Origin of the sequence: Xanthomonas campestris pv. campestris str. ATCC 33913 (assembly GCF_000007145.1) — a bacterium.
Lineage (GTDB): Bacteria > Pseudomonadota > Gammaproteobacteria > Xanthomonadales > Xanthomonadaceae > Xanthomonas > Xanthomonas campestris.
In genome coordinates this window covers 399886-421192 of record NC_003902.1, presented here as the reverse complement: position 1 = coordinate 421192, position 21307 = coordinate 399886, and the positions used below count along the sequence as shown (strand labels likewise).

Genomic DNA, 21307 nt, shown 5'->3' with positions numbered 1-21307 from the left:
TTTGGGCCGGGCGCAACCGCAGCCGCCTCCCCAACCGGCAATAGGCAATGCCCGCTGAGCGGTTCAGCGCTCCGGCAGGCGCATCGCCACCACCGCGGCAGCAGCGAACAACAACGGCACGCCGCATGCCAGATACAACATGGCCGGCGACCACCCGGCATCCAGCAGCACCCCGGCGCACAGCGGCGAGGCAATCGCGCCCAGCCGCCCGATCCCGATCGACCAGCCCATGCCGGTGGAGCGCACCGCCGCGGTGAACACCACCGGTGCCACCGCATACAGCCCACCCATCGCTGCCGTCAGCGCGGCACCGGTCAGCAACGCGGTGGCAAATGCCCAACTCAGCACCGTGCTGCTCAACCCGAATGCGACCATCCCCACCGCCACCAGCACCAGTGCGCCGGCAGTGAGCCACGACAAGCGACCACGCAGGGCCAACCAACTGAACAGCGTGCCGCCCACAATGCCGCCCAGATTCAACAGCACCCCACCGGTGACACCTTGGCCAGCCGACAGGCCCGCGGTCACCAGCAGCTTGGGAGTCCAGCTGAGCACGAAGTAGAACGCGAACATCAACAAGAAAAATGCCAGCGCGATCAACAGCGATTGCCGCCGCAGCGCACCTACGAACAGGGCCGCATACCCCTGCACCTGCCCGGCCGCCTGCGCAGGCGGCAGCGGCAACTGCGAATGCGGCGGCATCCCCATGCGTGCCAGCACCGCGTTGAAGCGCGCCTGCGCATTGGGCGGCCGGCGGGCGATCAGGAACTCCAGCGATTCGGGCAAACAGGCCAGCACCAGCGGGACGCAGAGCAACGCGCCGAACGCGCCAAGCCAGAACACCGATGGCCAGGACCAATGTTGCAACAGCAGCGCGGCAATCGCGCCCCCAATCGTCGCCCCGACCGGATAACCGGTGGCCTGCAGCACCGTCGCCGTGCTGCGCCAGCGTGCAGTGGAATATTCGGCGGCAGTCACCGCCACGCAGGCCAGCATGCCGCCGATGCCGACACCGGTGAACGCCCGCAGCGCGCCCAGCTGCCAGGCAGTGCCTGCCAGTGCGGAGGCGCCCATGCCGACAGTCAGGATGGCCAGACACACCAGGATCAGCGCACGGCGGCCAATGCGGTCTGCCCACGGCGCCAGCACCAGCGAGCCGACCGCCATGCCGACCAGCCCGGCACTGAACAGCGCTCCCAGCAGCTTGCCCGACAGCTGCCAGTCGGCCGACACGTGCGGGGCGGTGAACGCCATCGCCATCACGTCGAAGCCGTCGAGCATCGTCAGCAGCACGCACACCGCCACGGCCCTCCACTGGAACGGCGTCATGCGCTCCAAAACAAAGTGCGCGGAAGTTGGCGTGCCTTGAAGCATTGGCGTGTCCTGTGAGGGGGGCTGATGTGGCGCAGCGGTGGCACAGGTGCATCCACGCTGCGCGATGGGAAAACGCGCGGACGCACCCTCGAAAACCGTGTGTGTTGCGACAGACGCAACGGATACGTCGCAATGGCCTGCACGCTAGGCCGATTGCGGGTGCCGTTCAAGGCTGATCCCCGCAGTGGTGTGCGCTTATCGGATGCAGACCCAATGAGCTTCGCTTGCGCGGCGCCAGGTTCGGATGTGTTGTCTGCTTGTGTGGTGCGCCTCAAGGCATGGAGCACGACGGGCAACCGGATCCTGCGCGGCAGCATCGTTCGTCGCCGCATCGCTACCGCGTTGGCTGTTCGAGATCGCTCTGACGCACGTGTGGGGTGATTGTCCGCACTGTCGCGCGACCTTGCGCAACGCATACTGGCGAATAGCAACGCGACAAACGATCCATGCGAATAGAGCCGCTGACAAGACGTGGCGAACAGTCGTCAGGTAGTCATGGACTATGTGCCCAGAATCAGAGCGTACGAGCGGCACATGCCGATTCCGCTAACCGGACGCGCCCGCCTGGCGGTCGCGCACTAGTTTTGTCAGCTGTTACTGACCATGCACGCATCGTGGTTAGCGGACGCGCTGCGTCCCCCGTCAGATCGCCGGATACACCGCATACCAAGCAACAGCACCGCATATGACTTCAAACGCGCGACTCACTTGCAGCGATACACACAGCTTCACCCAATACGCGTCGAGATGCACCGCTTCCAAGCATCCAAAACCCGCATCCATGCCATCTGCATCCATCGCGCAGCACCGCCGCAGCAACACACACCGCACAGGTATCATCCACCTGTGCCCGCAGTTGGCGGCACGCTAACTTGCCGGAGAGTGCCGTGACCCCGATTCGCCCGTTTCTGGAACACACCCCGCAGCTGGGCGCGCGCGTCTATGTCGACCCGGCCTGCACCATCATCGGCAAGGTGCAGCTGGGCGACGACGTGTCGGTATGGCCGGGCACGGTGATTCGTGGCGACGTCAACTCTGTGCAGATCGGCGCGCGCACCAACGTGCAGGACGGCACCATCATCCACGTCAGCCACCACAGCCCGTTCAACAAGGGCGGCTACCCGACCGTGATCGGCGAAGACGTCACCGTGGGCCACGGCACCATCCTGCATGCCTGCACCATCGAAGACCTGTGCCTGATCGGCATGGGCGCCTGCGTGCTCGATAACGCCACCATCAAACGCTACGGCTTTGTCGGTGCCGGCGCGGTGGTGGGCCCGGGCAAGGTGGTTGGCGAAGCGGAATTGTGGCTGGGCAATCCGGCCCGGCTGGCGCGCCGCCTCAGCGACCAGGAGATCGAAAGCCTGCATTATTCGGCGCAGCATTATGTGCGGCTCAAGGACCAGTATCTGGGCGCGGCCAGCGCGGGCTGACCCGTTGTCTGCCATGTGAACGCGTGGCAAAGTCGGCGGCCTGCGGCGTGGGGACGCTGCCATCGAATGGATTCGACCTGCATGCACACCACCGTTGTCCTGCGCGGCCTGCTGGCCGCTTGCCTGCTTGTCGCAAGCCCGCTGCTGTTCGCCATCCCGGCCGATGCTGTCGACGAAGCGCAAGTGCTGGCTGCGCTGCAGTACCGCGACGGCCACATCGCCGTGCCGCAGGCCAAGGCGCATTTCGATCTGGACCCGGCCTTCCGCTATCTGGACAAGGCCGACACGCGCCGTGTGCTCGAACAGCTGTGGGGCAACCCGCCCGACGACAGCGTGCTGGGCATGATCGTGCCGCGCACGCCTGCGCTGGATGCACCAGACAGCTGGGCGGTGGTGGTGACCTATAGCGATGAGGGCTATGTGTCCGACGAGGATGCCGCCAAGATCGACTACAGCGAACTGCTGGCCGACATGCAGAAAGGCACCGCCGAAGACAACGCTGCGCGGCGTGAACAGGGCTACGGCACGGTCGACCTGCTCGGCTGGGCGGTACCGCCGCGCTACGACGCCAGCAGCAAGAAGCTCTACTGGGCCAAGGAGCTGCGCTTCGACGGCGCCCAGCAGCACACGCTCAACTACGACATCCGCGTGCTGGGCCGTAGCGGCTATCTCAGCCTCAACGCCGTCGCCGGCATCGGCCAGCTCGACCAGGTGCGCCAGGGCATGCAGCAGCTGTTGCCGATGACCGAGTTCGACCAGGGCGCGCGCTATGCCGACCACAACCCCTCCACCGACAAGATTGCCAGCTATGGCCTGGCCGGCCTGATCGGCGGCGGCCTGGCGGCCAAGGCCGGGCTGTTCGCCAAGCTGGGCCTGCTGCTGGCCAAGGGCTGGAAGCTGGTGTTGTTCGGCGTGCTGGCGCTGGGCGCCGGCATCAGGCGGGTGTTCGCCGGTCGCAAGGCGAACGGCAACGGTTGAACGCGGGGCTGGCGCTGCTTCGCCATTCTCCATCGGCTTTTTGGCTTGGCAGATGTTTCCCGCCTGCCGCGCTGTGAAGCGCGATAGTCGCTGGTGGCACTGCGCTGTGCGGCAATGGTCAGGCTGACCGGCTGGCATCTGTGCAAGTGCAGGCCCAGGAAGGCTGCCTGGTCACCGCACCCGGCTACGGCGAGGATGCAACGCATGCGGCAACAACGCCGCGCTGCATGCGGCGCCTAGGTTGGCATGTCCATCAGAGCCACGCGCCGCTCGATCACATCGCTGCCAGCGTTGCCCGGATTGACATGGAACGCGCAAAGCGGCGCAGCTAAGCCGCAGCGATCCCTGCAGTTCCAGCGCGGCGCTCCAGTCGGCCGTGCGCAATGGCACGACGCGCCTGACATTCAAGGCTGTGTCGCGCGCTCCAGGGCGGCGAGCATCGCCAGCGCCTGCGTCCGCGAGCCGCCGCACATCTCCACTGAAGGACGCAGGCTGGCGCAGACCGCCGGGCGGCTCGGCTGCCCGAACAGGCGGCAGCCCCACTGCGCATCCAGCTGCACGCACGGCACACCGGCCGGCTTGCCGTGCGGCATGCCCGGAATCGGCGAACTGATGGACGGGGCAATGCAGCACGCGGCACAGCCGGAGCGGCACGAAAGGGTGGAGGTCATGCGCACAGTCTAAGAGCAGCTATCAAAAAACTACTGCGCAGCCGCCAGGCGGGCGCGGCCGGTGCTCGGAATCCTCATGTACCCACGTACATTCCGGTTCCTCCGCGCCGTCCGCACCCACCTGACAACTGCTCGCTACGTTTTGTTAGCCACTCTAAACCGCGGCCGCTCGCGTGCAGTTGCGAGTGCCTGCGCTATTGCTGCACATGGATGAACCGTTTGGCGCAGCGGGGTGGCGTGCTCGACGTTTGATGTCATCGCCCCAGTGGCAGTCACGTTTGGCCGTCTGTTCACCCGGCAGCTGCGTGCTACCGTGCGAGATCACCGGAACGCACCGCGACGGTTGCAGCAGCAACAGTCCTGGCGCGGTCTAATTGCCAGCCATCGCTCGCTCACGTTGTCGATCCCGCCATGCCCGAATACCGCTCAAAGACCTCCACCCACGGCCGCAACATGGCGGGCGCCCGCGCACTCTGGCGCGCCACCGGCATGAAGGATGGCGATTTCCACAAGCCGATCATTGCCATCGCCAATTCGTTCACGCAGTTCGTTCCCGGGCATGTGCACCTGAAGGATCTTGGGCAACTCGTGGCACGTGAGATCGAACGTGTCGGCGGCGTAGCCAAGGAGTTCGACACCATCGCCGTGGACGACGGTATCGCGATGGGCCACGACGGCATGCTGTACTCGCTGCCCAGCCGCGAGATCATCGCCGACTCGGTCGAGTACATGGTCAACGCGCATTGCGCCGACGCGCTGGTGTGCATTTCCAACTGCGACAAGATCACCCCCGGCATGTTGATGGCCGCCTTGCGCCTCAACATCCCGACGGTGTTCGTCTCCGGCGGGCCGATGGAAGCCGGCAAGACCAAGCTGGCCGACCATAATCTGGATCTGATCGACGCGATGGTGATCGCCGCCGACGACAGCGCCTCCGATGAAAAGGTCGCCGAGTTCGAACGCAGCGCCTGCCCCACGTGCGGCTCGTGCTCGGGCATGTTCACCGCCAACTCGATGAACTGCCTCACCGAAGCGCTGGGTCTTTCATTGCCCGGCAATGGCACCGTGGTGGCCACGCATGCCGACCGCGAGCAGCTGTTCCTGCGCGCCGGGCGCGTGGCGGTGGAGCTGTGCCATCGCTGGTATGGCGGCGAAGACCCCACCGCACTGCCGCGCGGCATCGCCACCTTCGAAGCGTTCGAAAACGCGATGACGCTGGACATCGCCATGGGCGGCTCCACCAACACCATCCTGCATTTGCTGGCTGCCGCACAGGAAGGCGAAGTGCCGTTCGGCATGCGCGATATCGACCGCCTGTCCAAGCGTGTGCCGCAGCTGTGCAAGGTCGCGCCGAACACGCCCAAGTACCACATCGAAGACGTGCACCGTGCCGGCGGCATCATGTCCATCCTCGGCGAACTGGCACGTGGCGGCTTGCTGCACACCAACGCAGCCACCGTGCACACACGCACGCTGGCCGACGCCATCGCGCAATGGGATGTCACCCAGGTCGACGACGACAAGGTGCATACGTTCTACAAGGCCGGCCCGGCCGGCATTCCCACGCAGATTGCGTTTAGCCAGGCCACGCGCTGGGACACCCTGGATACCGATCGCAGCGAAGGCTGCATCCGCGATGTCGCACACGCGTTCTCGCAGGAAGGCGGCCTGGCGGTGCTGTACGGCAATATCGCGCGCGATGGCTGCGTGGTGAAGACCGCCGGCGTGGACGAATCCATCCATGTCTTCGAAGGCAACACACGCGTCTACGAGAGCCAGGATTCGGCGGTCAAGGGCATCCTCGCCGACGAAGTCAAAGCCGGCGATGTGGTGGTGATCCGCTACGAAGGCCCCAAGGGCGGCCCCGGCATGCAGGAGATGCTCTACCCCACCAGCTACCTGAAATCCAAGGGCCTGGGCAAACACTGCGCACTACTCACCGACGGCCGCTTCTCCGGCGGCACCTCGGGTCTGTCGATCGGCCACGCCTCGCCGGAAGCCGCCGCGGGCGGTGCGATCGGCCTGGTGCGCAACGGCGACAAGATTCTCATCGATATCCCCAAGCGCTCAATCGACCTGCTCGTCTCCGACGAAGAACTGGCCGCACGCCGCACCGAGCAGGACGCCAAGGGCTGGAAGCCGGTGGAAGTGCGCCCACGCAAAGTCACCACCGCGCTGAAGGCGTACGCGTTGCTGGCGACCAGTGCGGACAAGGGCGCGGTACGCGACAAGGCGATGCTGGACGGCTGAGGCATTGCGATGAAGACCGCGGATATTTAGCGGTCTTCGTCGTATCCCGGCATAGGACGATGGAAGGGACTTCCGTCCCGACGCGTGACTGCAAACCCAGCGTGGGGTGGCTTTTTAGAGCCGCTAACAAAACTTAGCGAGCAGCCGTCAGGTGGGAGGACAGCGCTCGGAACCGGCGCGTACGGGGGAATGCCGACTCCGGGCACCGGCCGCGCACGCCTGGCGGCTGCGCAGTCGTTTTGATCGCTGCTCTTATTGGCGGCAACGTCACCCGCCGCTGAGATGCAGCCCATCCAGCGGGCTGCGCACCGCCGACGCACCGCGCCCCAGCACATGCGTGTAGATCTGCGTGGTTGCCACATCCTTGTGGCCCAACAGCTCCTGCACAGTGCGGATATCGTGGCCGGCCTCCAGCGGATGCGTGGCGAACGAATGCCGCAGGGTGTGGCAGGTCGCCGGCTTGTCGATCCCCGCACGGCGCCGTGCCGCATGTACCGCACGCTGCCGGATCTCCTCCGATACGTGATGCAGACCAACTCGGCCACTGCGCGGATCCACCGATCGACGCGCGCCGGGGAACAGATACTGCCAGCCGGGCTCGACATCGGCCGAGGGATACTTGCGCGCCAACGCATGCGGCAGGAACACCTGTCCTGCTCCCTCGGCGAGATCAGCGGCATGCAGCAGCAGCGCCCGCTCGCGCTGCTGCATTAATTCCCCTCGCAGGCTGCGCGGCAGCGGCACCCGCCGATCCTTGCCGCCTTTTCCGTCGCGCACCACGATCTCGCAACGCACCATGTCCACATCCTTGATCCGCAACCGCAGGCATTCCAGCAACCGCATCCCGCTGCCGTAGAGCAGCCCCGCCATCAGCCGACACGCCCCCTCCAGCATCGTCAGCAGGCGCGTCACCTCCTCGACCGAGAGCACCACTGGAATGCGCCGCGGTCGCTTGGCGCGCACCAGGTTCTCCATCCAGGGCAACTCCAGGCCCAGGATCTCGCGATACAGGAACAGCAGTGCCGCCAGCGCCTGATTCTGCGTGCCGGCCGACACCTGGCCCCGCGTCGCCAGGTCGGTGAGAAACGCCTCGACCTCTGCCTGCCCCATCTGCGCTGGATGCCGTTTACCGTTGGCCAGGATGAAGCGTCGGATCCAGCCCACATACGCCTGCTCGGTGCGCAGGCTGTAGTGGCGAAGCCGCAGCCGACCACGGACCTGATCCAACAGCTTGGGGGTCAGACGCGTCATTACGCCTGCATCGTCACGGGTGTAACTCATACGCCGGCTCAAACGTCGGATAACGCAACCAGCATTGACGTCAAGATTGTCGGCTGCTATCCGACAAGTCACTATTACGAAATAGGAATTCCCCCTTCCCAGCCATCCGGCCTTCGTCGATACTTGGCGCAACACCGCTTTTAGGCGGTCCAATATTAGTTAGGCAGACGAACAGAGACAATCGCAACTGAGACTTTTCATGGACAACTATCAGCTTGTTACCTCGCCCCTATGCCGCTCCGTCACGACCGATGGCCGCACTGTTCGCCTAGAGATCTATCGCGGGCTCGACACCGACTGGACCCTTGAGGCTGTTGATGAGTTCAACAACTCCACCGTCTGGGATGACCTATTCGCAACGGACCAGGCCGCACTCGACGAGGCGTTGCGCACTATTCGGGATGAGGGAATTGACTCCCTCATTGGTCCGCCCAGCGGCGTCCATTAATGGATCAGCCGTCTAACAAATCATTCAAGCCGAAGTTGCTTCGCAACTCGGCTTAATTCAGGCGTTAGGCCGTGGTGGAGCAAATGCGTTGGTGGTCGCCGCTTCGATGAGTTCGCGGGCGTGCATGCGGTTGGCTCCGGACAGAGGTCATCACCGTTGCTGGTTGCGGTAAGTTCGGTACTTCGCCTTGGCACGTCGTTCCCGCGCTGCGCTCGTTGCAGTTGGCTTCGGTGGCATCACGCGCCGCTGCATCGCTGAGCAAGCTCCATCCCGCAAGCTGTGGCACACTCGTTCCCGGCGGCAGTGCTGGGGAGCATGGTTGCACCATCCAACCTTCGCGGCCACTCTCTGCCTAACAACTCATTCAAGCCGAAGTTGCTTCGCAACTCGGCTTAACTCAGGCGTTAGGCCGTGGTGGAGCAAATGCGTTGGTGGTTGCTGCTTCGGTGAGTTCGCAGGCGTACATGCGGTTGGCTCCGGACAGCAGTCATCACCGTTGCGGGTTGCGGTAAGTTCGGTGCTTCGCCTTGGCACGTCGTTCCCGCGCTGCGCTCGTTGCAATTGGCTTCGGCGGCATCACGCGCCGCTGCATCGCTGAGGCAAGCTCCATCCCGCAAGCTGTGGCACACTCGGTCAAGGCGGCAGTGCTGGGGAGCAGGGTTGCACCATCCAACCTTCGCGGCCACTCACTGCCTAACAACTCATTCAAGCCGAAGTTGCTTCGCAACTCGGCTTAATTCTGGCGTTATACGGTGCAATCATGCTGGTGACGATACTCACGTGGCTCTCCGTAATTGCAGGCTTCATGTCTGCTGGAGCTTGGCTCTATGCTAGCAACGTGAAAGTGACCCGGGAGGCCGCACTGGAAAAGCGCCGAAAACGTGCCGAGAAGACTGGCGAAAAGCCAAACCTTGGTGGCCTTGAACTCTTCGGTGCTGAGTTGAAAGAGACTATGGAGGCGCAGGTCAGATGGAACTCAGCAGGTGCCGTCTTAGCAGCTATTGCCGTTGCGTCACAGGCAATCACTCAGATGCTACGCGGCGTATAACAATTCATTCAAGCCGAAGTTGCTTCGCAACTCAGCTTAATTCAGGCGTTAGCGCCCTATGGCAATTGATCAGCAAGCTCGAGCAACTTTGGCTGAGTCAACGCGCTGGCTCATTGGCGCTCGTATCACAAATTTCCAGTTCGACGATGGGGTGCCAAAGTCGGCGGATCCGGCGATCCGAGAGATCTACAACCAATTCCTATGGCTGCTCTACTGTGATCTTCGAGAGCACCGCCTGGTCGGTGCCGACAGGCTGTCGCAAGCTCAAAGGGACGCAGCAGTTCGCTGCGTCCTCTTTCTCAAGTCAGGCCTTGCCTACCTTTGGCCGGTTCTCTCCCGCGGCCAGTCTGCGCTTCTCACTATTGGCAACTTGCTGACACTTGGATTAGCAGGACGCATCTACTTCCGTCGCCTACGGTCCGCCGGCGACATGGCGTACTGGCCGTTCTCATCTCAGTCACATTACGCTGCCGCGCTCGGTACGCCTGTGTACTTGCCCGGCGCGGGCGCTAACAATTCATTCAAGCCGAACCCGCTTCGCGGGTCGGCTTAATTCAGGCGTTAGGCCGTGATGGAGCAAATGCGTTGGTGGTCGCCGCTTCGGTGAGTTCGCAGGCCATGCATGCGGTTGGCTCCGGACAGCAGTCATCACGGTTGCTGGTTGCGGTAAGTTCGGTGCTTCGCCTTGGCACGTCGTTCCCGCGCTGCGCTCGGTACAGTTGGCTTCGGTGGCATCACGCGCCGCTGCATCGCTGGGCAAGCTCCATCTCGCAAGCTGTGGCAAACTTGATCCAGGCGGCAGTGCTGGGAGCATGGTTGCACCATCCAACCTTTGCGGCCACTCACTGCCTAACAACTCATTCAAGCCGAAGTTGCTTCGCAACTCGGCTTAATTCAAGCGTTAGGCCATGATCTTTCGGAGTTCCAATGAGTCATGCAGCGACAGTTTATGAAGTGATGATTGCTTCTCCAGGCGACGTCTCAACCGAACGAGCCATCGTCAGAGAGCTTCTAGCCGAATGGAATATTGTCAATTCAAGAAGGTCTCATCGCGTGCTCCTGCCTGCTGGTTGGGAGACGCACGCCGTTCCTGAAATGGGTGACAGGCCTCAAGCGATAATCAACAAGCAGGTTCTTAATAACTGCGACTTGCTTATAGGAGTTTTCTGGACGCGAATCGGCACTCCAACCGGCGACTACGCTAGCGGGAGCGTGGAAGAGATTGAGGAGCACATCAAAGCCGGCAGGCCAACAATGCTCTACTTTTCATCAGCCCCAGTTGTTCCAGAGAGCATCGAGCCAGAGCAGTACGCAAGCCTCCAAGAGTTCAAGCGGTCTTGCCAAACCCGCGGCCTGTACGAGTCATATGCAGACCTCCAAGAATTTCGGACAAAGCTTTACCGGCAGCTCCAGCTCAAGCTAAACAATGATGCGCACTTCCAGAGCGATGCCGGGAACTTCACTGCGGACATTGAACCTGCCACCAACTTAGTGCGCCTATCAAAAGAGGCTTCATATCTGCTTAAAGAATGCGCATCAGATTTGAGTGGTCACATCATGAACCTTTCATACATCGGCGGTCGCGCTATTCAGGTCAATGGGAAGAACGTAATTGAAGAAGGCAGTGACCGCTCGCGCGCTATCTGGACATCCGCGCTCGACGAGCTCGAGAATGCGGGTTACATCAACGCCTTGAACCACAAGCGCGAGATGTTCCAGATCACCAAGGCCGGCTACGAGGCTGCTGACTTGCTCTCGTAGAATGGCGTAACAATTCATTCAAGCCGACGCCGCTTCACGGCGCGGCTTAGTTCAGGCGTTAGGCATCAAAAAGCAAAATGCCGCGGGCATGTACAGTCTTTGCCCGCAGCTTATCTAGCTCAGCCTTCAGGCAAGATCACAATGCCTTGGTCGGTCACTTGTATTCGCGCTTTCTGACCAACCGCGAAGCCAGCTGCGGATAGCCAATCGCCACTCAACCTTAGGAACGGCACTTGTCGTGGTCGGTAGCGGCATTCCCGATCTTTGTGTCGGCTTTCGTAAACCTGGTAGCCAATCGTAAGATAGCGAGGCTTCGGTGACGGGGTCTTCTTGGCAGTCACGGTGTACTCCTACGATTCGTTCTATTTCGCCTCCTGTTCAGAGAGGCGGCCGGGTGCTTGAACACGGTCGTAGGGCCGCCCGCAGTTTTCCCCTTTCGGGTATTGCATAGCTGCGCGCCACCCGGCCATAGAAAAAGGCGGGGCACAAAAAAGCCACTTGGCTAACGGGAGTGGCTTCCGCCTACGAAGGTGTGTTCAGCACCTGCAGCAAATCTAGCGCCGCCAATGGCTTGGGTCAAGCTGAGGGCAAGCTCCAAGTCCGCTCAGCTGTGGCATGCTAGCTCTTCGGCAGAGGCGTCGGGGTTGCGAGCGCATCTGCCTAACAGTTCATTCAAGCCGACGCCGCTTCGCGGCGCGGCTTAATTCAGACGTTAGGCCGCAAGGGAGATCGCGTGGAAGGCCCAACTAACAAGCTCCTCATCGTCGGCGGCGCACTGAGTGGCGTTGCAGCACTGACACATCTTGCGTGCTTGGTAGTGGGCGCGCCGCTCTTCCGCCTCTTGGGCGCCGGAGAGCAGATGGCGCAACTTCACGCTGAAGGCGGCTGGTACCCCACAGTGGTCACGCTCGCGATCGCCACCGTCTTGGCCACCTGGGGTGCGTACGCACTCTCGGCCGCGGGCGTATTCCGGCCGTTTCCGCTACGTCGAACAGTCCTTACAGCGGTCACAGGTGTTTATATCCTTCGCGGTGTGGCGTTCGTCCCGGTCATGACCTACTTCCCTGGCAACAGCCTCACGTTCTGGGTCGTGAGCTCGGCGATCTGTCTCGCCATTGGTCTGGTGCACCTTGTGGGGCTCCGACAGTCGTGGGGCAGGCTGCGTCGGCTTGGGGCCTAACAATTCATTCAAGCCGAAACCGCTACCCGGTTCGGCTTAATTTCGTCGTTAGGCCGTGGTGGAGCAAATGCGTTGGTGGTTACCGCTTCGGTGAGTTCGCAGGCCATGCATGCGGTTGGCTCCGGACAGCAGTCATCACGGTTGCTGGTTGCGGTAAGTTCGGTGCTTCGCCTTGGCACGTCGTTCCCGCGCTGCGCTCGGTGCACTTGGCTTCGGTGGCATCACGCGCCGCTGCATCGCTGGGAAAGCTCCATCCCGCAAGCTGTGGCACACTCTTCCCAGGCGGCAGTCCTGGGGAGCATGGTTGCACCATCCCAACTTCGCGGCCACTCACTGCCTAACAACTCATTCAAGCCGAAGTTGCTTCGCAACTCGGCTTAATTCAAGCGTTAGGCGCTAGGAGGAAAGTGTGCGGTGAGTACGAACTTCGAAACGACGCTAGCGCCTGTCACGCGCCGCATTTCAGAAAGCTACTTAGGTCAGATGCGGAGTGCGGCCATTGGCGGTGGCAGCTTCTCCGCCGCGATTGTCCTGGTTCTTCTTCAGGTCAAGCTGACCTCCGTTGCACTGCATGTCTCGTTTGCTGCAGCTGCTCTGGGCATCCCGATCTGGATAGTTGTCTGGCAGTACGTACAGCCATACTTGCTGTATGGGCCAGACTCCTATGCTCACTTTCGGAAAGTGGGAAGCATTGGGGTAGCTACCGGGCTAGCTATCGCTGGGCTGATTACACTCTTCGTTAGCTTCAGCGCACTTCTGTGGCACATGTCGCTTTGGGTTGCACTAGTCTTTTCGCTTTTCAGCCTCGCTGCGGTCATCGTCATCGCGAGGCATGGCCAATCTGTGCTAGCGGCGGTCAAGCTTGTAGATAACGGGCCTAGCGCCTAACAATTCGTCCAAGCCGACGCCGCTTCGCGGCGCGGCTTAACTCTGGTGTTAGGCAGCGGTGGAGCAAATGCGTTGGTGGTTGCCGCTTCGGTGATTTCGCAGGCGGGCATGCGGTTGGCTCCGGACAGCAGTCATCACCGTTGCGGGTTGCGGTAAGTTCGGTGCTTCGCCTTGGTACGCCGTTCCCGCGCTGCGCTCGTTGCAGTTGGCTTCGGCGGCATCACGCGCCGCTGCATCGCTGGGCAAGCTCCATCCCGCAAGCTGTGGCACACTCGGTCCAGGAGGCAGTGCTGGGGAGCATGGTTGCACCATCCAACCTTCGCGGCCACTCACTGCCTAACAACTCATTCAAGCAGAAGTTGCTTCGCAACTCGGCTCAATTCAAGCGTTAGGCCTAGCTGGAGAGGTTATGGCATCCAAAGTCCTTCTTACCGTCCTTGCGGTCGCCTGCCTTTTCCTCAGTTACCGTGTGCTTCGTCTTGAGACTGAGGTGCATCAGCTCCAACGCAACGCGGCAATTGCGGTACTCTCTGCCGAGATCGCGAACAAGAAGATCGGCGCTATTGCACCGTACTTCCGAGAAGACAAGGCCGCCTTCGCCAGCGCCTGGATTGATGATTCAAACATGCCAGGCGCAGTCTTTCCCGATTCTGTGCTAGTCCCACTCAAGAATGAGCTTGCTCGCAAAAGGTCGGACCCGTCATCGCAACAACTCAAGGCTGAGACCTTCCGATAGGCTAGGCCTAACAATTCATTCAAGCCGAACCTGCTTCGCGGGTCGGCTTAATTCAGGCGTTAGGCATCAGGGGGAAAGTTCATGGCGTGGCTTTTTGCAATCGTTGTCCTCATCCTGCTAATTGTGTCGGCGAGCTTCCGCAAGTTTTCCGGTGTGCTGCTATTGCTAGCCGCAGTGGGTGGCGGAGGCTACTACCTGTATGACCAACATCAGGAGCGTCTCGCCAATTCACGGATCACTGCCGCTCAAGTTAGAGTGACCAACACGAAGATTCTTTCTGAGTACGGTAGCTACCGTTTCAGAGGTCGGGTGACAAATACGTCCCCGCAGCACACCCTTTCGCAAGTCGATTTCGAGATCGCTGTAAGTGAGTGTCCACAACCGCCCGCCGCGTCACCCTGCGTGGTCGTCGCGGAAACGCGGGAAACGCTCTACATAAAGGTTCCTCCTGGCCAAGCCCGGGACTTCAACGAGTATTTGTACTTTGCGGGTGATTCACTAGCTCCGGCGCCGGATCACCGGTGGCGGTTTGATGTGGTGGCCGTACGGGCATCGGAGCCTGATGCCTAACAATTCATTCAAGCTGAACTGGCTTCGCCAGTCGGCTTAATTCAGCCGTTAGGCGGCAGTTCCAGCTTCATCTCGATCCATTACAAACAGAGGAATACACATGTTGAGGGGAAAATTTGTTGCGGTGTTGGCGGCCATTCTGCTGGCTTCCGGTTGCGCTTCGGTTCCTATGGCGCCTGCATCTCAAGATGCAGAGCTAAAGACTTTCGCACCACCGCCTGCGGGAAAGGCTGGCGTTTACATGTACAGGAATAGTTTTATGGGTCAAGCGCTCAAAAAAGACATCTACATGGATGGCAAGCGGCTTGGGGAAAGCGCTAACAAAACCTACTTCTACAATCAGGTCGACCCTGGCGAGCACACAGTGTCAACGGAGTCCGAGTTTAGCGATAATGATTTCAAGTTCACGGTTCAATCAGGAATGAACTACTTCATCCGCCAATACATCAAAATGGGTGTTTTCGTGGGCGGGGCAAATGTCGAGCTGGTTTCCGAAGAAGAGGGGAGAAAAGGTGTTTTAGCGTCTGGCCTCGCTAAATAGAAAATAGAAGGCTGATACATACTGATTACCGCCTAACAATTCATTCAAGCCGAACTTGCTTCGTTACAGCAACAACATGGCAAATAAAGCTTGCCATGTTGTTGCCTCCACTGCGCAACTCGGCTTAATTCAAGCGTTAGGTGCTATGGAAGATACTCATCTCCTCGGAGCTATGTACCTTGGTCACGCTGGAGCCTTTCGACACTGCATCAACGTGCTTCTCGCAGATATGGACAAAGACAAAAATGGCCTACCCGCAAAAATGGCCTGTCTTCCAGTCTATTACCTGGCTTCGCATGTGATTGAGCTTCTTCTAAAGGCTGCTTTGCTCAAACGCGACGTTACTTCGCAGGAACTTAAAGCGGTTGATACTAGGCACAACCTTGCAAAGCTTGCAGAAATGCTTTCCGGCCTCGTCACAATCAGCAACCAAACTCGGGCATTGATTACCAACCTCAGCGATCAGCACAAACGTCATTTTCTACGCTACGGTGGACCCACGGCATTACCTCACCCAGAATGGCTAATGGAGGGTCTAGATGAGATCCTGCAGCTTTGCGCAGTTTCTGGAACTTCTGGGGGCGCGCCTAACAATTCATTCAAGCCGAACCCGCCTCGCGGGTCGGCTTAATTCAGGCGTTAGGCAGATGAACAGAGACAATCGCAACTGAGACTTTTCATGGACAACTATCAGCTTGTTACCTCGCCCCTATGCCGCTCCGTCACGACCGATGGCCGCACTGTTCGCCTAGAGATCTATCGCGGGCTCGACACCGACTGGACCCTTGAGGCTGTTGATGAGTTCAACAACTCCACCGTCTGGGATGACCTATTCGCAACGGACCAGGCCGCACTCGACGAGGCGTTGCGCACTATTCGGGATGAGGGAATTGACTCCCTCATTGGTCCGCCCAGCGGCGTCCATTAATGGATCAGCCGCCTAACAAATCATTCAAGCCGAAGTTGCTTCGCAACTCGGCTTAATTCAGGCGTTAGGCCGTGGTGGAGCAAATGCGTTGGTGGTCGCCGCTTCGGTGAGTTCGCAGGCATGCATGCGGTTGGCTCCGGACAGCAGTCATCACCGCTGCTGGTTGCGGTAAGTTCGGCGCTTCGCCTTAGCACGTCGTTATCGCGCTGCGCTCGGTACAGTTGGCTTCGGTGGCATCACGCGCCGCTGCATCGCTGGGCAAGCTCCCTCCCGCAAGCTGTGGCACACTTGGTCCAGGCGGCAGTGCTGGGGAGCATGGTTGCACCATCCAACCTTTGCGGCCACTCACTGCCTAACAACTCATTCAAGCCGAAGTTGCTTCGCAACTCGGCTTAACTCAGGCGTTAGGCCTCAAAGGGGAAGATCATGAATGATCCAAGGTTCTCACCGATTAGAATCAGAATTGCTACGTTGCTTATTGCGGCCACTATGGTCTATCTGGGGTATAGAGCGATCAATGGCGACAGTAGTCTCCTGCGCTATGCTTTCCCAATATTGCTGTGCGTATGCCTTATCGGCATGAAGTTTGCTGCACCAAAAATTCCGTGGCTGCAGCTCATCCTAGCGATGGGATCCGTTTTCATCATTAACTTAATTTTTTATTTCTTATCAGGGTCGCTTCCGCCGATCGCATTGATAGCAGACAAGATCATCATGTTTGTCTGCGTCTTTGGATTTGGCGCTTCCTGGGTAAGAAATGGCTACATCCCTGCGGCTGCCAATCGGTAACTGGGTTGAGGCCTAACAATTCATTCAAGCCGGGCCCGCATCGTTACGGCAATGAGCGGACAGTTGGTCGGGCGGGCCGGCTTAATTCAGGCGTTAGGCCGTGGTGGAGCAAATGCGTTGGTGGTCGCCGCTTCGGTGAGTTTGCAGGTGTGCATGCGGTTGGCTCCGGACAGCAGTCATCACCGTTGCTGGTTGCGGTAAGTCGGTGCTTCGCCTTGGTACGTCGTTCCCGCGCTGCGCTCGTTGCAGTTGGCTTCGGTGGCGTCACGCGCCACTGCTTCGCTGGGGCAAGCTCCATCCCGCAAGCTGTGGCACACTCTGCCCAGGCGGCAGTGCTGGGGAGCATGGTTGCATCATCCAACCTTTGCGGCCACTCACTGCCTAACAACTCATTCAAGCCGAAGTTGCTTCGCAACTCGGCTTAATTCAAGCATTAGACCGCAGTACAGAATCCCCGTATCGTCCCTCCGCATGGGCCTTCTTTACACTCAGCAGTGGCATTCATATCTTTGGAGGCATCAGTTGTTCGACTTCAGTCCTGTTTCGAATCTCGTCTTTGCCCTTGGGCGCAACGGGCCAGGGGGCGTTCAGCTTTTGGGCACTGCATTTGCTTTAGACAAGCCCGGTCTCTTCGCGACAGCGTCGCACGTGGCGGGGACGGAGGGACAGAACCTTGTCCTCGCCTTCAAGCCGCTCGCAGCACTGCACGACTATCAAGACACCGGAGACACCTCCATCAGGTCGTTTCCTGTGCAGATCCACGCCCTTGACCCGTTTCATGACCTCGCCGTCCTTAAGGCAGATGTAATCTCTACGTCGAGTGTGGTGGTAGGTGGCGCAGATGACGCAACGGTGGGTACGCAGGTCGCCAGTTTTGGTTTCCCACACGCGGATCACTGCCGAATGGTTCTTACGCAACAAGACGCTGAGATTGGGGCGCGAGTTCTAATCGCATCCGGCGGCATCAAGGCAAAACACCTGGTCCTAAATACTCAGGCACGCCCTGGGCAGTCTGGCAGTCCGATCTTCAGAAAGACTGATGGTCGGCTGGTAGGGGTGCTCGTCGGCTCCTATGCCCCCGGGGGCGGCGGCGGCATATCGTTGGGGGGAGTCGACCCGCACACTCTTCATCAGACGACGCACGCGGTATCGTCGGAGTACCTTTCTAAGATGTACTAGCTATGACGGACACCATCGACACATTGCTGCAAGACGACCCGGACAAATGGGTCGGTGAGCTTCCAGAGTTCCAGCGCTCCGCTATCCAGGAGTTGCGGTCAGCCGGCTCATCGTACGAGGATATCGCTCAAGCCTGGATTACAGCCTCTGCTGAAAACACCTACCGCTTCTCTGCGTCGGCTCCCGTCGGCGACAAGGGGGCATTCCTGGATAACTTGCGCTCGGAGATCCGCGCTTTTCTTTGCGGGGACAAGAAATATAAGAAGGAAAGGGATGGGCTTTTCGGCGAAAAGGGTCTTGCCCGTACATACGTAGTGAGCGCGATGGCGGTGGCAATAGCACCGCAGCTAAGCGTTGCCGCAGCCGTCATCGCCCCACTCATTGCGCTCGTCCTCGCCAGTGTCGGCAAAGTGGCCCTGAATGCTTGGTGTGCTTCCCAGCCCGGACCGAAGCCGTGAAGTTATATTGGGGTACGGTTCTTTGAGGTCGGGCCTGCGGTCTAACAGGTCGTTCGACACGGACGCCCAACGGCGGTCCTTCGCTTCGCTACGGTCCTCTCCGCCGGTCGCCGGTCAACTCCGACGTTAGGCACCGCATGAAAGTTCGATGGTTATTTGTTGCATGGGGAATTTTGGCAGCTTGGGTTCTTTTGCTTCGTTTCGGAGTGGTCGGTCCACGAGAGTGGCTAATCACGCTTTATGCCGTGGGTAGTCTTGCACTTGCAGGCGGGGCTGGCGCGCTACTCAACATCCGTTTTCGTCAAGATCTTCTGGCCGTTGATCGAGCTGCCTGGGAACACCTCACGCAATTTCCTGGTCTTGGTCCTGGCTACCACAACAATTTTTGTGAGCTGAGCTGGATCACACAGCCGTCGTCTACTATCCCGCCCCACCTCAAACCGCTGTGGCTTCGGGCACGCAAGCTCGTCTGGCTGCCAGGTGTCTGGTTCCTAACCACACCGGCAATCGGCGTTGTTGTAGGTGTCGGCAGTGCCTAACAATTCATTCAAGCCGAACCCGCTTCGCGGGTCGGCTTAATTCAGGCGTTAGGCCTCTGATGAGACTTCTCGTACTACTTCCTTTGCTCTTGCCACTCACCGCATCCGCGCGTGATATGGCGCCCTTGAATAATCCAGAGCTTGCTACGGTCATTGGCCTTTTCCAAGAACTGGTAACAACACCATCAAATTCAGACCATCCCTAAAGCACTCCCGTCATGCTCTCATCATCCCTGTATCGTGTCGTACATCAAACGCCGACTATCGAAGCGTATCGTCATCTTCGCCAAGCAAGCGGCTTGAGCCCGAAAGCGTTGGAAGCGGCCGAGCGCGGGTTGCCCAACTCGCTGTTCAGCGTGCAGGTGCTTTGCGATGGCGAGCCGGTAGCGATGGGGCGCGTCATCGGCGATGGCGGCTGTTTTTATCAGGTGGTGGACATTGCGGTTTTGCCAGCACATCAGGGCCGTGGTCTGGGCAAGACTGTCATGGGTGAGATCGCAAGCTACATAGAACGCGAAGTACCTGCGTCTGCGTATGTCAGCCTGATTGCGGATGGTGCGGCGTATAAGCTCTACCAGCAGTTCGGTTTTGCGTTGACTGCGCCTGCCAGTGTAGGTATGGCCTTCAAGAGGAAAACGTCGAGGGCAAGCGCGGCGTCTGACGTTTTGAAGAGCTAAAATTGTTCTGCTGCGCTCGCGCCAGCGCTCCAATCTGTCATTCCAGCATTACCGTCAAGGAACGCATGTTCTCCATCTTCAAGAAGCAAGCCGCTCCATTACTGATTGTTCGTGCCGATGGGCGGGAGTTGTGTCGCATTAGCCAGAGTGATGTCCCGTGTGAGATCAAGCCTTCCGCATGGTTGAAAGCCGATAGCGTCCTGGAATTTACCGACTCGGCGGGAGGTGTGCATCGGCATGAACTTGGTGCTGCAACAGGATGGTTCCACTTCTCCATTCGCGTACATCCCAACCTGGGGTGCCAGGCAGACTGTGTCATTTCCCAGACCGAGCAGCTCGATCCAGACGCGTTTGCGAATGGGCACGCAGACGGGATCAGATTTCAGCCGTTCTTCCTGCCGGGCGCCAGCGTCAGCAGTACCGCACTTGCAGGCAAGGGGCTTTTTGCCAGGGGTCTGCACTTCAGTGGACTAGTCACCGGCGGCAACGTACTGCTTTCCTGTGAATGCGACCACTGCAAACGTTCTTTCCTGATCCGTTCCTACCACGCCGGCTTCAGCAACGCGGGCTATTTCTACTCGGAATCCGGCAGGTACACCATCACGGTGGAGGACCACATTGCCGGCAGTCCGGCCGCATTGACAGAGCCGGACCCCGAGCAGCTGCATGCACTGGAAGAACGGCTTCCGCTGGCACCGGATGGGTCGGCCTATCGCTATATGAATCCGTTCCGCTGCCCACACTGCGCTGCGCCCTATATCGACTTTGCAGCACACCCCGGCCTTCGAAAGAACGAGTACTACGGCAACTACTTTGTCGGCAGCGATCTGCTGCGATATACGCCAGCCGATCCCTGAGCCGCATCTGCTTACGGCGTCTCTGCTGTCGCGGTAGGCAAAGCTATTAGCGGGCTGAGGCTTGAATTTTGCGTAGCTTTGCCTGGTAATCAGAGCAGCTGTCAAAACTGCTGCGCAGCCGTCAGGCGGGCGCGGCCGGCGCTCGGAATCCGCATGTACCCCCGTACACTGCGGTTCCTCCGCGCCGTCCGCACCCACCTGACGGCTGCTCGCTACGTTTTGTTAGCCGCTCTTAGTTCTTGCCTGGAGCATTGTTGGGGCAGACTAGGCGCTGCCAACCAGACCCGAGGTCATGCCATGTCACAAGCTGCCAGCTCCGGCCTGTTTATCTATGCCAAGGATCTTGAGCGTGTGGCGGCTTTTTACCAGCGCGTGCTGGGTATGCAGGCGATCCATTCCAGCAAGGAATTGGTTGTGCTGAACGCAGCCGCGCTGCAACTTGTCATCCATGCCGTACCTGAGGCAATCGCCGCCTCCATCACCATCGCCGATCCGCCCAACCGGCGTGAGAACACCGCGCTCAAGTTCTTTTTCACCGTCCCGAGCATCGCGCAGCTCGTCGAGCTTGCAGCTGCGCTTGGCGGCGAAATTCTGCCAGCGCAGTGGCGCGGCCCTGGCTTCGTTGCCTGTAATGCCGTTGACCCGGAAGGCAATGTCTCCCAGCTGCGCGAACGCGCTGCCTAGAGAACGGTCGAGCGGCGCATCAGAGCGGCGAAGCTTC

At 60.0% G+C, this 21307-nt stretch carries 23 protein-coding genes and 4 other RNA genes; 21 read left to right on the top strand and 6 right to left on the bottom strand.

The genetic code is table 11. From position 1 onward, the window contains the following. Positions 1–63: 63 nt before the first annotated feature. Together XCC_RS01825 and XCC_RS01820 are read right to left on the bottom strand one after the other, a co-directional pair. Positions 64–1374 (bottom strand): MFS transporter, encoded by a 1311-nt coding sequence (locus XCC_RS01825; protein ID WP_011035603.1) that lies wholly within the window; start codon positions 1372–1374, stop codon positions 64–66. Between the two features lie 459 nt (positions 1375–1833). Further along, positions 1834–1910: non-coding RNA, sX9 sRNA (locus XCC_RS01820), on the bottom strand. A 351-nt stretch (positions 1911–2261) separates the two neighbouring features. Here XCC_RS01820 and XCC_RS01815 point away from each other — a divergent pair. Next, positions 2262–2807 (top strand): gamma carbonic anhydrase family protein, encoded by a 546-nt coding sequence (locus XCC_RS01815; RefSeq protein ID WP_019237180.1) that lies wholly within the window; start codon positions 2262–2264, stop codon positions 2805–2807. A gap of 81 nt (positions 2808–2888) precedes the next feature. Continuing rightward, on the top strand, positions 2889–3785 hold the full coding sequence (locus tag XCC_RS01810; RefSeq protein ID WP_011035601.1) for a DUF2167 domain-containing protein: 897 nt from the start codon (positions 2889–2891) through the stop codon (positions 3783–3785). A 404-nt stretch (positions 3786–4189) separates the two neighbouring features. On the opposite strand, the gene XCC_RS01800 is transcribed toward XCC_RS01810, so the two are convergent. Beyond that, positions 4190–4456, bottom strand: a complete 267-nt coding sequence (locus XCC_RS01800; RefSeq protein ID WP_011035600.1) for a YkgJ family cysteine cluster protein — start codon at positions 4454–4456, stop codon at positions 4190–4192. 76 nt (positions 4457–4532) lie between these two features. On the opposite strand from XCC_RS01800, the gene XCC_RS01795 reads away from it, so the two are divergent. Both XCC_RS01795 and ilvD read left to right on the top strand, forming a co-directional pair. Further along, positions 4533–4607, top strand: a non-coding RNA gene (locus XCC_RS01795) — sX9 sRNA. 260 nt (positions 4608–4867) lie between these two features. Beyond that, a complete protein-coding gene (gene ilvD / locus XCC_RS01790) occupies positions 4868–6706 on the top strand; it encodes a dihydroxy-acid dehydratase (protein ID WP_011035599.1) in 1839 nt (612 codons plus the stop codon). Positions 6707–6827: 121 nt separating this feature from the next. Here ilvD and XCC_RS01785 read toward each other — a convergent pair. Both XCC_RS01785 and XCC_RS01780 read right to left on the bottom strand, forming a co-directional pair. After that, positions 6828–6899, bottom strand: a non-coding RNA gene (locus XCC_RS01785) — sX9 sRNA. A 74-nt stretch (positions 6900–6973) separates the two neighbouring features. Then, positions 6974–7957 carry an integron integrase gene (locus XCC_RS01780; protein ID WP_011035598.1) on the bottom strand — a complete coding sequence of 328 codons (984 nt, stop codon included), beginning with the start codon at positions 7955–7957 and terminating at the stop codon, positions 6974–6976. 229 nt (positions 7958–8186) lie between these two features. On the opposite strand from XCC_RS01780, the gene XCC_RS01775 reads away from it, so the two are divergent. The 3 genes from XCC_RS01775 (at position 8187) to XCC_RS01765 (ending at position 11244) form a co-directional block, all read left to right on the top strand. Then, entirely contained in the window at positions 8187–8435 is a 249-nt protein-coding gene (locus XCC_RS01775; protein WP_011035590.1) for a hypothetical protein, read from the top strand. A 760-nt stretch (positions 8436–9195) separates the two neighbouring features. After that, on the top strand, positions 9196–9483 hold the full coding sequence (locus XCC_RS01770; protein WP_019237168.1) for a hypothetical protein: 288 nt from the start codon (positions 9196–9198) through the stop codon (positions 9481–9483). A 927-nt stretch (positions 9484–10410) separates the two neighbouring features. Then, complete coding sequence (locus XCC_RS01765) at positions 10411–11244, top strand: hypothetical protein (RefSeq protein WP_011035595.1); 834 nt, start codon at positions 10411–10413, stop codon at positions 11242–11244. A gap of 119 nt (positions 11245–11363) precedes the next feature. On the opposite strand, the gene XCC_RS01760 is transcribed toward XCC_RS01765, so the two are convergent. Next, positions 11364–11585: a SymE family type I addiction module toxin gene (locus XCC_RS01760; protein WP_075287590.1), complete on the bottom strand. Its 222-nt coding sequence runs from the start codon at positions 11583–11585 to the stop codon at positions 11364–11366. A gap of 1253 nt (positions 11586–12838) precedes the next feature. On the opposite strand from XCC_RS01760, the gene XCC_RS01755 reads away from it, so the two are divergent. The 14 genes from XCC_RS01755 to XCC_RS01690 all read left to right on the top strand — a co-directional run bounded on the left by XCC_RS01755 (position 12839) and on the right by XCC_RS01690 (position 21270). Beyond that, complete coding sequence (locus tag XCC_RS01755) at positions 12839–13312, top strand: hypothetical protein (protein ID WP_138922020.1); 474 nt, start codon at positions 12839–12841, stop codon at positions 13310–13312. 409 nt (positions 13313–13721) lie between these two features. After that, positions 13722–14048, top strand: a complete 327-nt coding sequence (locus XCC_RS01750) for a hypothetical protein (RefSeq protein ID WP_019237172.1) — start codon at positions 13722–13724, stop codon at positions 14046–14048. Positions 14049–14129: 81 nt separating this feature from the next. Beyond that, positions 14130–14618, top strand: a complete 489-nt coding sequence (locus XCC_RS01745) for a hypothetical protein (protein ID WP_019237173.1) — start codon at positions 14130–14132, stop codon at positions 14616–14618. A 100-nt stretch (positions 14619–14718) separates the two neighbouring features. Beyond that, on the top strand, positions 14719–15159 hold the full coding sequence (locus tag XCC_RS01740; protein ID WP_011035591.1) for a DUF2846 domain-containing protein: 441 nt from the start codon (positions 14719–14721) through the stop codon (positions 15157–15159). 76 nt (positions 15160–15235) lie between these two features. Next, positions 15236–15790, top strand: a complete 555-nt coding sequence (locus tag XCC_RS01735; protein ID WP_139115400.1) for a hypothetical protein — start codon at positions 15236–15238, stop codon at positions 15788–15790. A 48-nt stretch (positions 15791–15838) separates the two neighbouring features. Beyond that, the gene (locus tag XCC_RS01730; RefSeq protein ID WP_011035590.1) at positions 15839–16087 is read left to right on the top strand and encodes a hypothetical protein; all 249 of its coding nucleotides are present in this window, start codon (positions 15839–15841) and stop codon (positions 16085–16087) included. Positions 16088–16513: 426 nt separating this feature from the next. Further along, positions 16514–16876 (top strand): hypothetical protein, encoded by a 363-nt coding sequence (locus XCC_RS01725; RefSeq protein ID WP_138922018.1) that lies wholly within the window; start codon positions 16514–16516, stop codon positions 16874–16876. Positions 16877–17347: 471 nt separating this feature from the next. Next, a complete protein-coding gene (locus tag XCC_RS01720; protein WP_019237166.1) occupies positions 17348–18055 on the top strand; it encodes a S1 family peptidase in 708 nt (235 codons plus the stop codon). A gap of 2 nt (positions 18056–18057) precedes the next feature. Further along, on the top strand, positions 18058–18513 hold the full coding sequence (locus XCC_RS01715) for a hypothetical protein (RefSeq protein ID WP_011035586.1): 456 nt from the start codon (positions 18058–18060) through the stop codon (positions 18511–18513). Positions 18514–18650: 137 nt separating this feature from the next. Then, positions 18651–19052, top strand: a complete 402-nt coding sequence (locus tag XCC_RS01710) for a hypothetical protein (RefSeq protein ID WP_011035585.1) — start codon at positions 18651–18653, stop codon at positions 19050–19052. Between the two features lie 218 nt (positions 19053–19270). Then, positions 19271–19729, top strand: a complete 459-nt coding sequence (locus XCC_RS01705; RefSeq protein ID WP_011035584.1) for a GNAT family N-acetyltransferase — start codon at positions 19271–19273, stop codon at positions 19727–19729. 65 nt (positions 19730–19794) lie between these two features. Beyond that, positions 19795–20586: a hypothetical protein gene (locus XCC_RS01700; RefSeq protein WP_011035583.1), complete on the top strand. Its 792-nt coding sequence runs from the start codon at positions 19795–19797 to the stop codon at positions 20584–20586. A gap of 153 nt (positions 20587–20739) precedes the next feature. Further along, positions 20740–20814, top strand: a non-coding RNA gene (locus XCC_RS01695) — sX9 sRNA. Positions 20815–20883: 69 nt separating this feature from the next. Continuing rightward, positions 20884–21270, top strand: a complete 387-nt coding sequence (locus tag XCC_RS01690) for a glyoxalase/bleomycin resistance/dioxygenase family protein (RefSeq protein WP_011035582.1) — start codon at positions 20884–20886, stop codon at positions 21268–21270. Positions 21271–21307 lie beyond the last annotated feature (37 nt).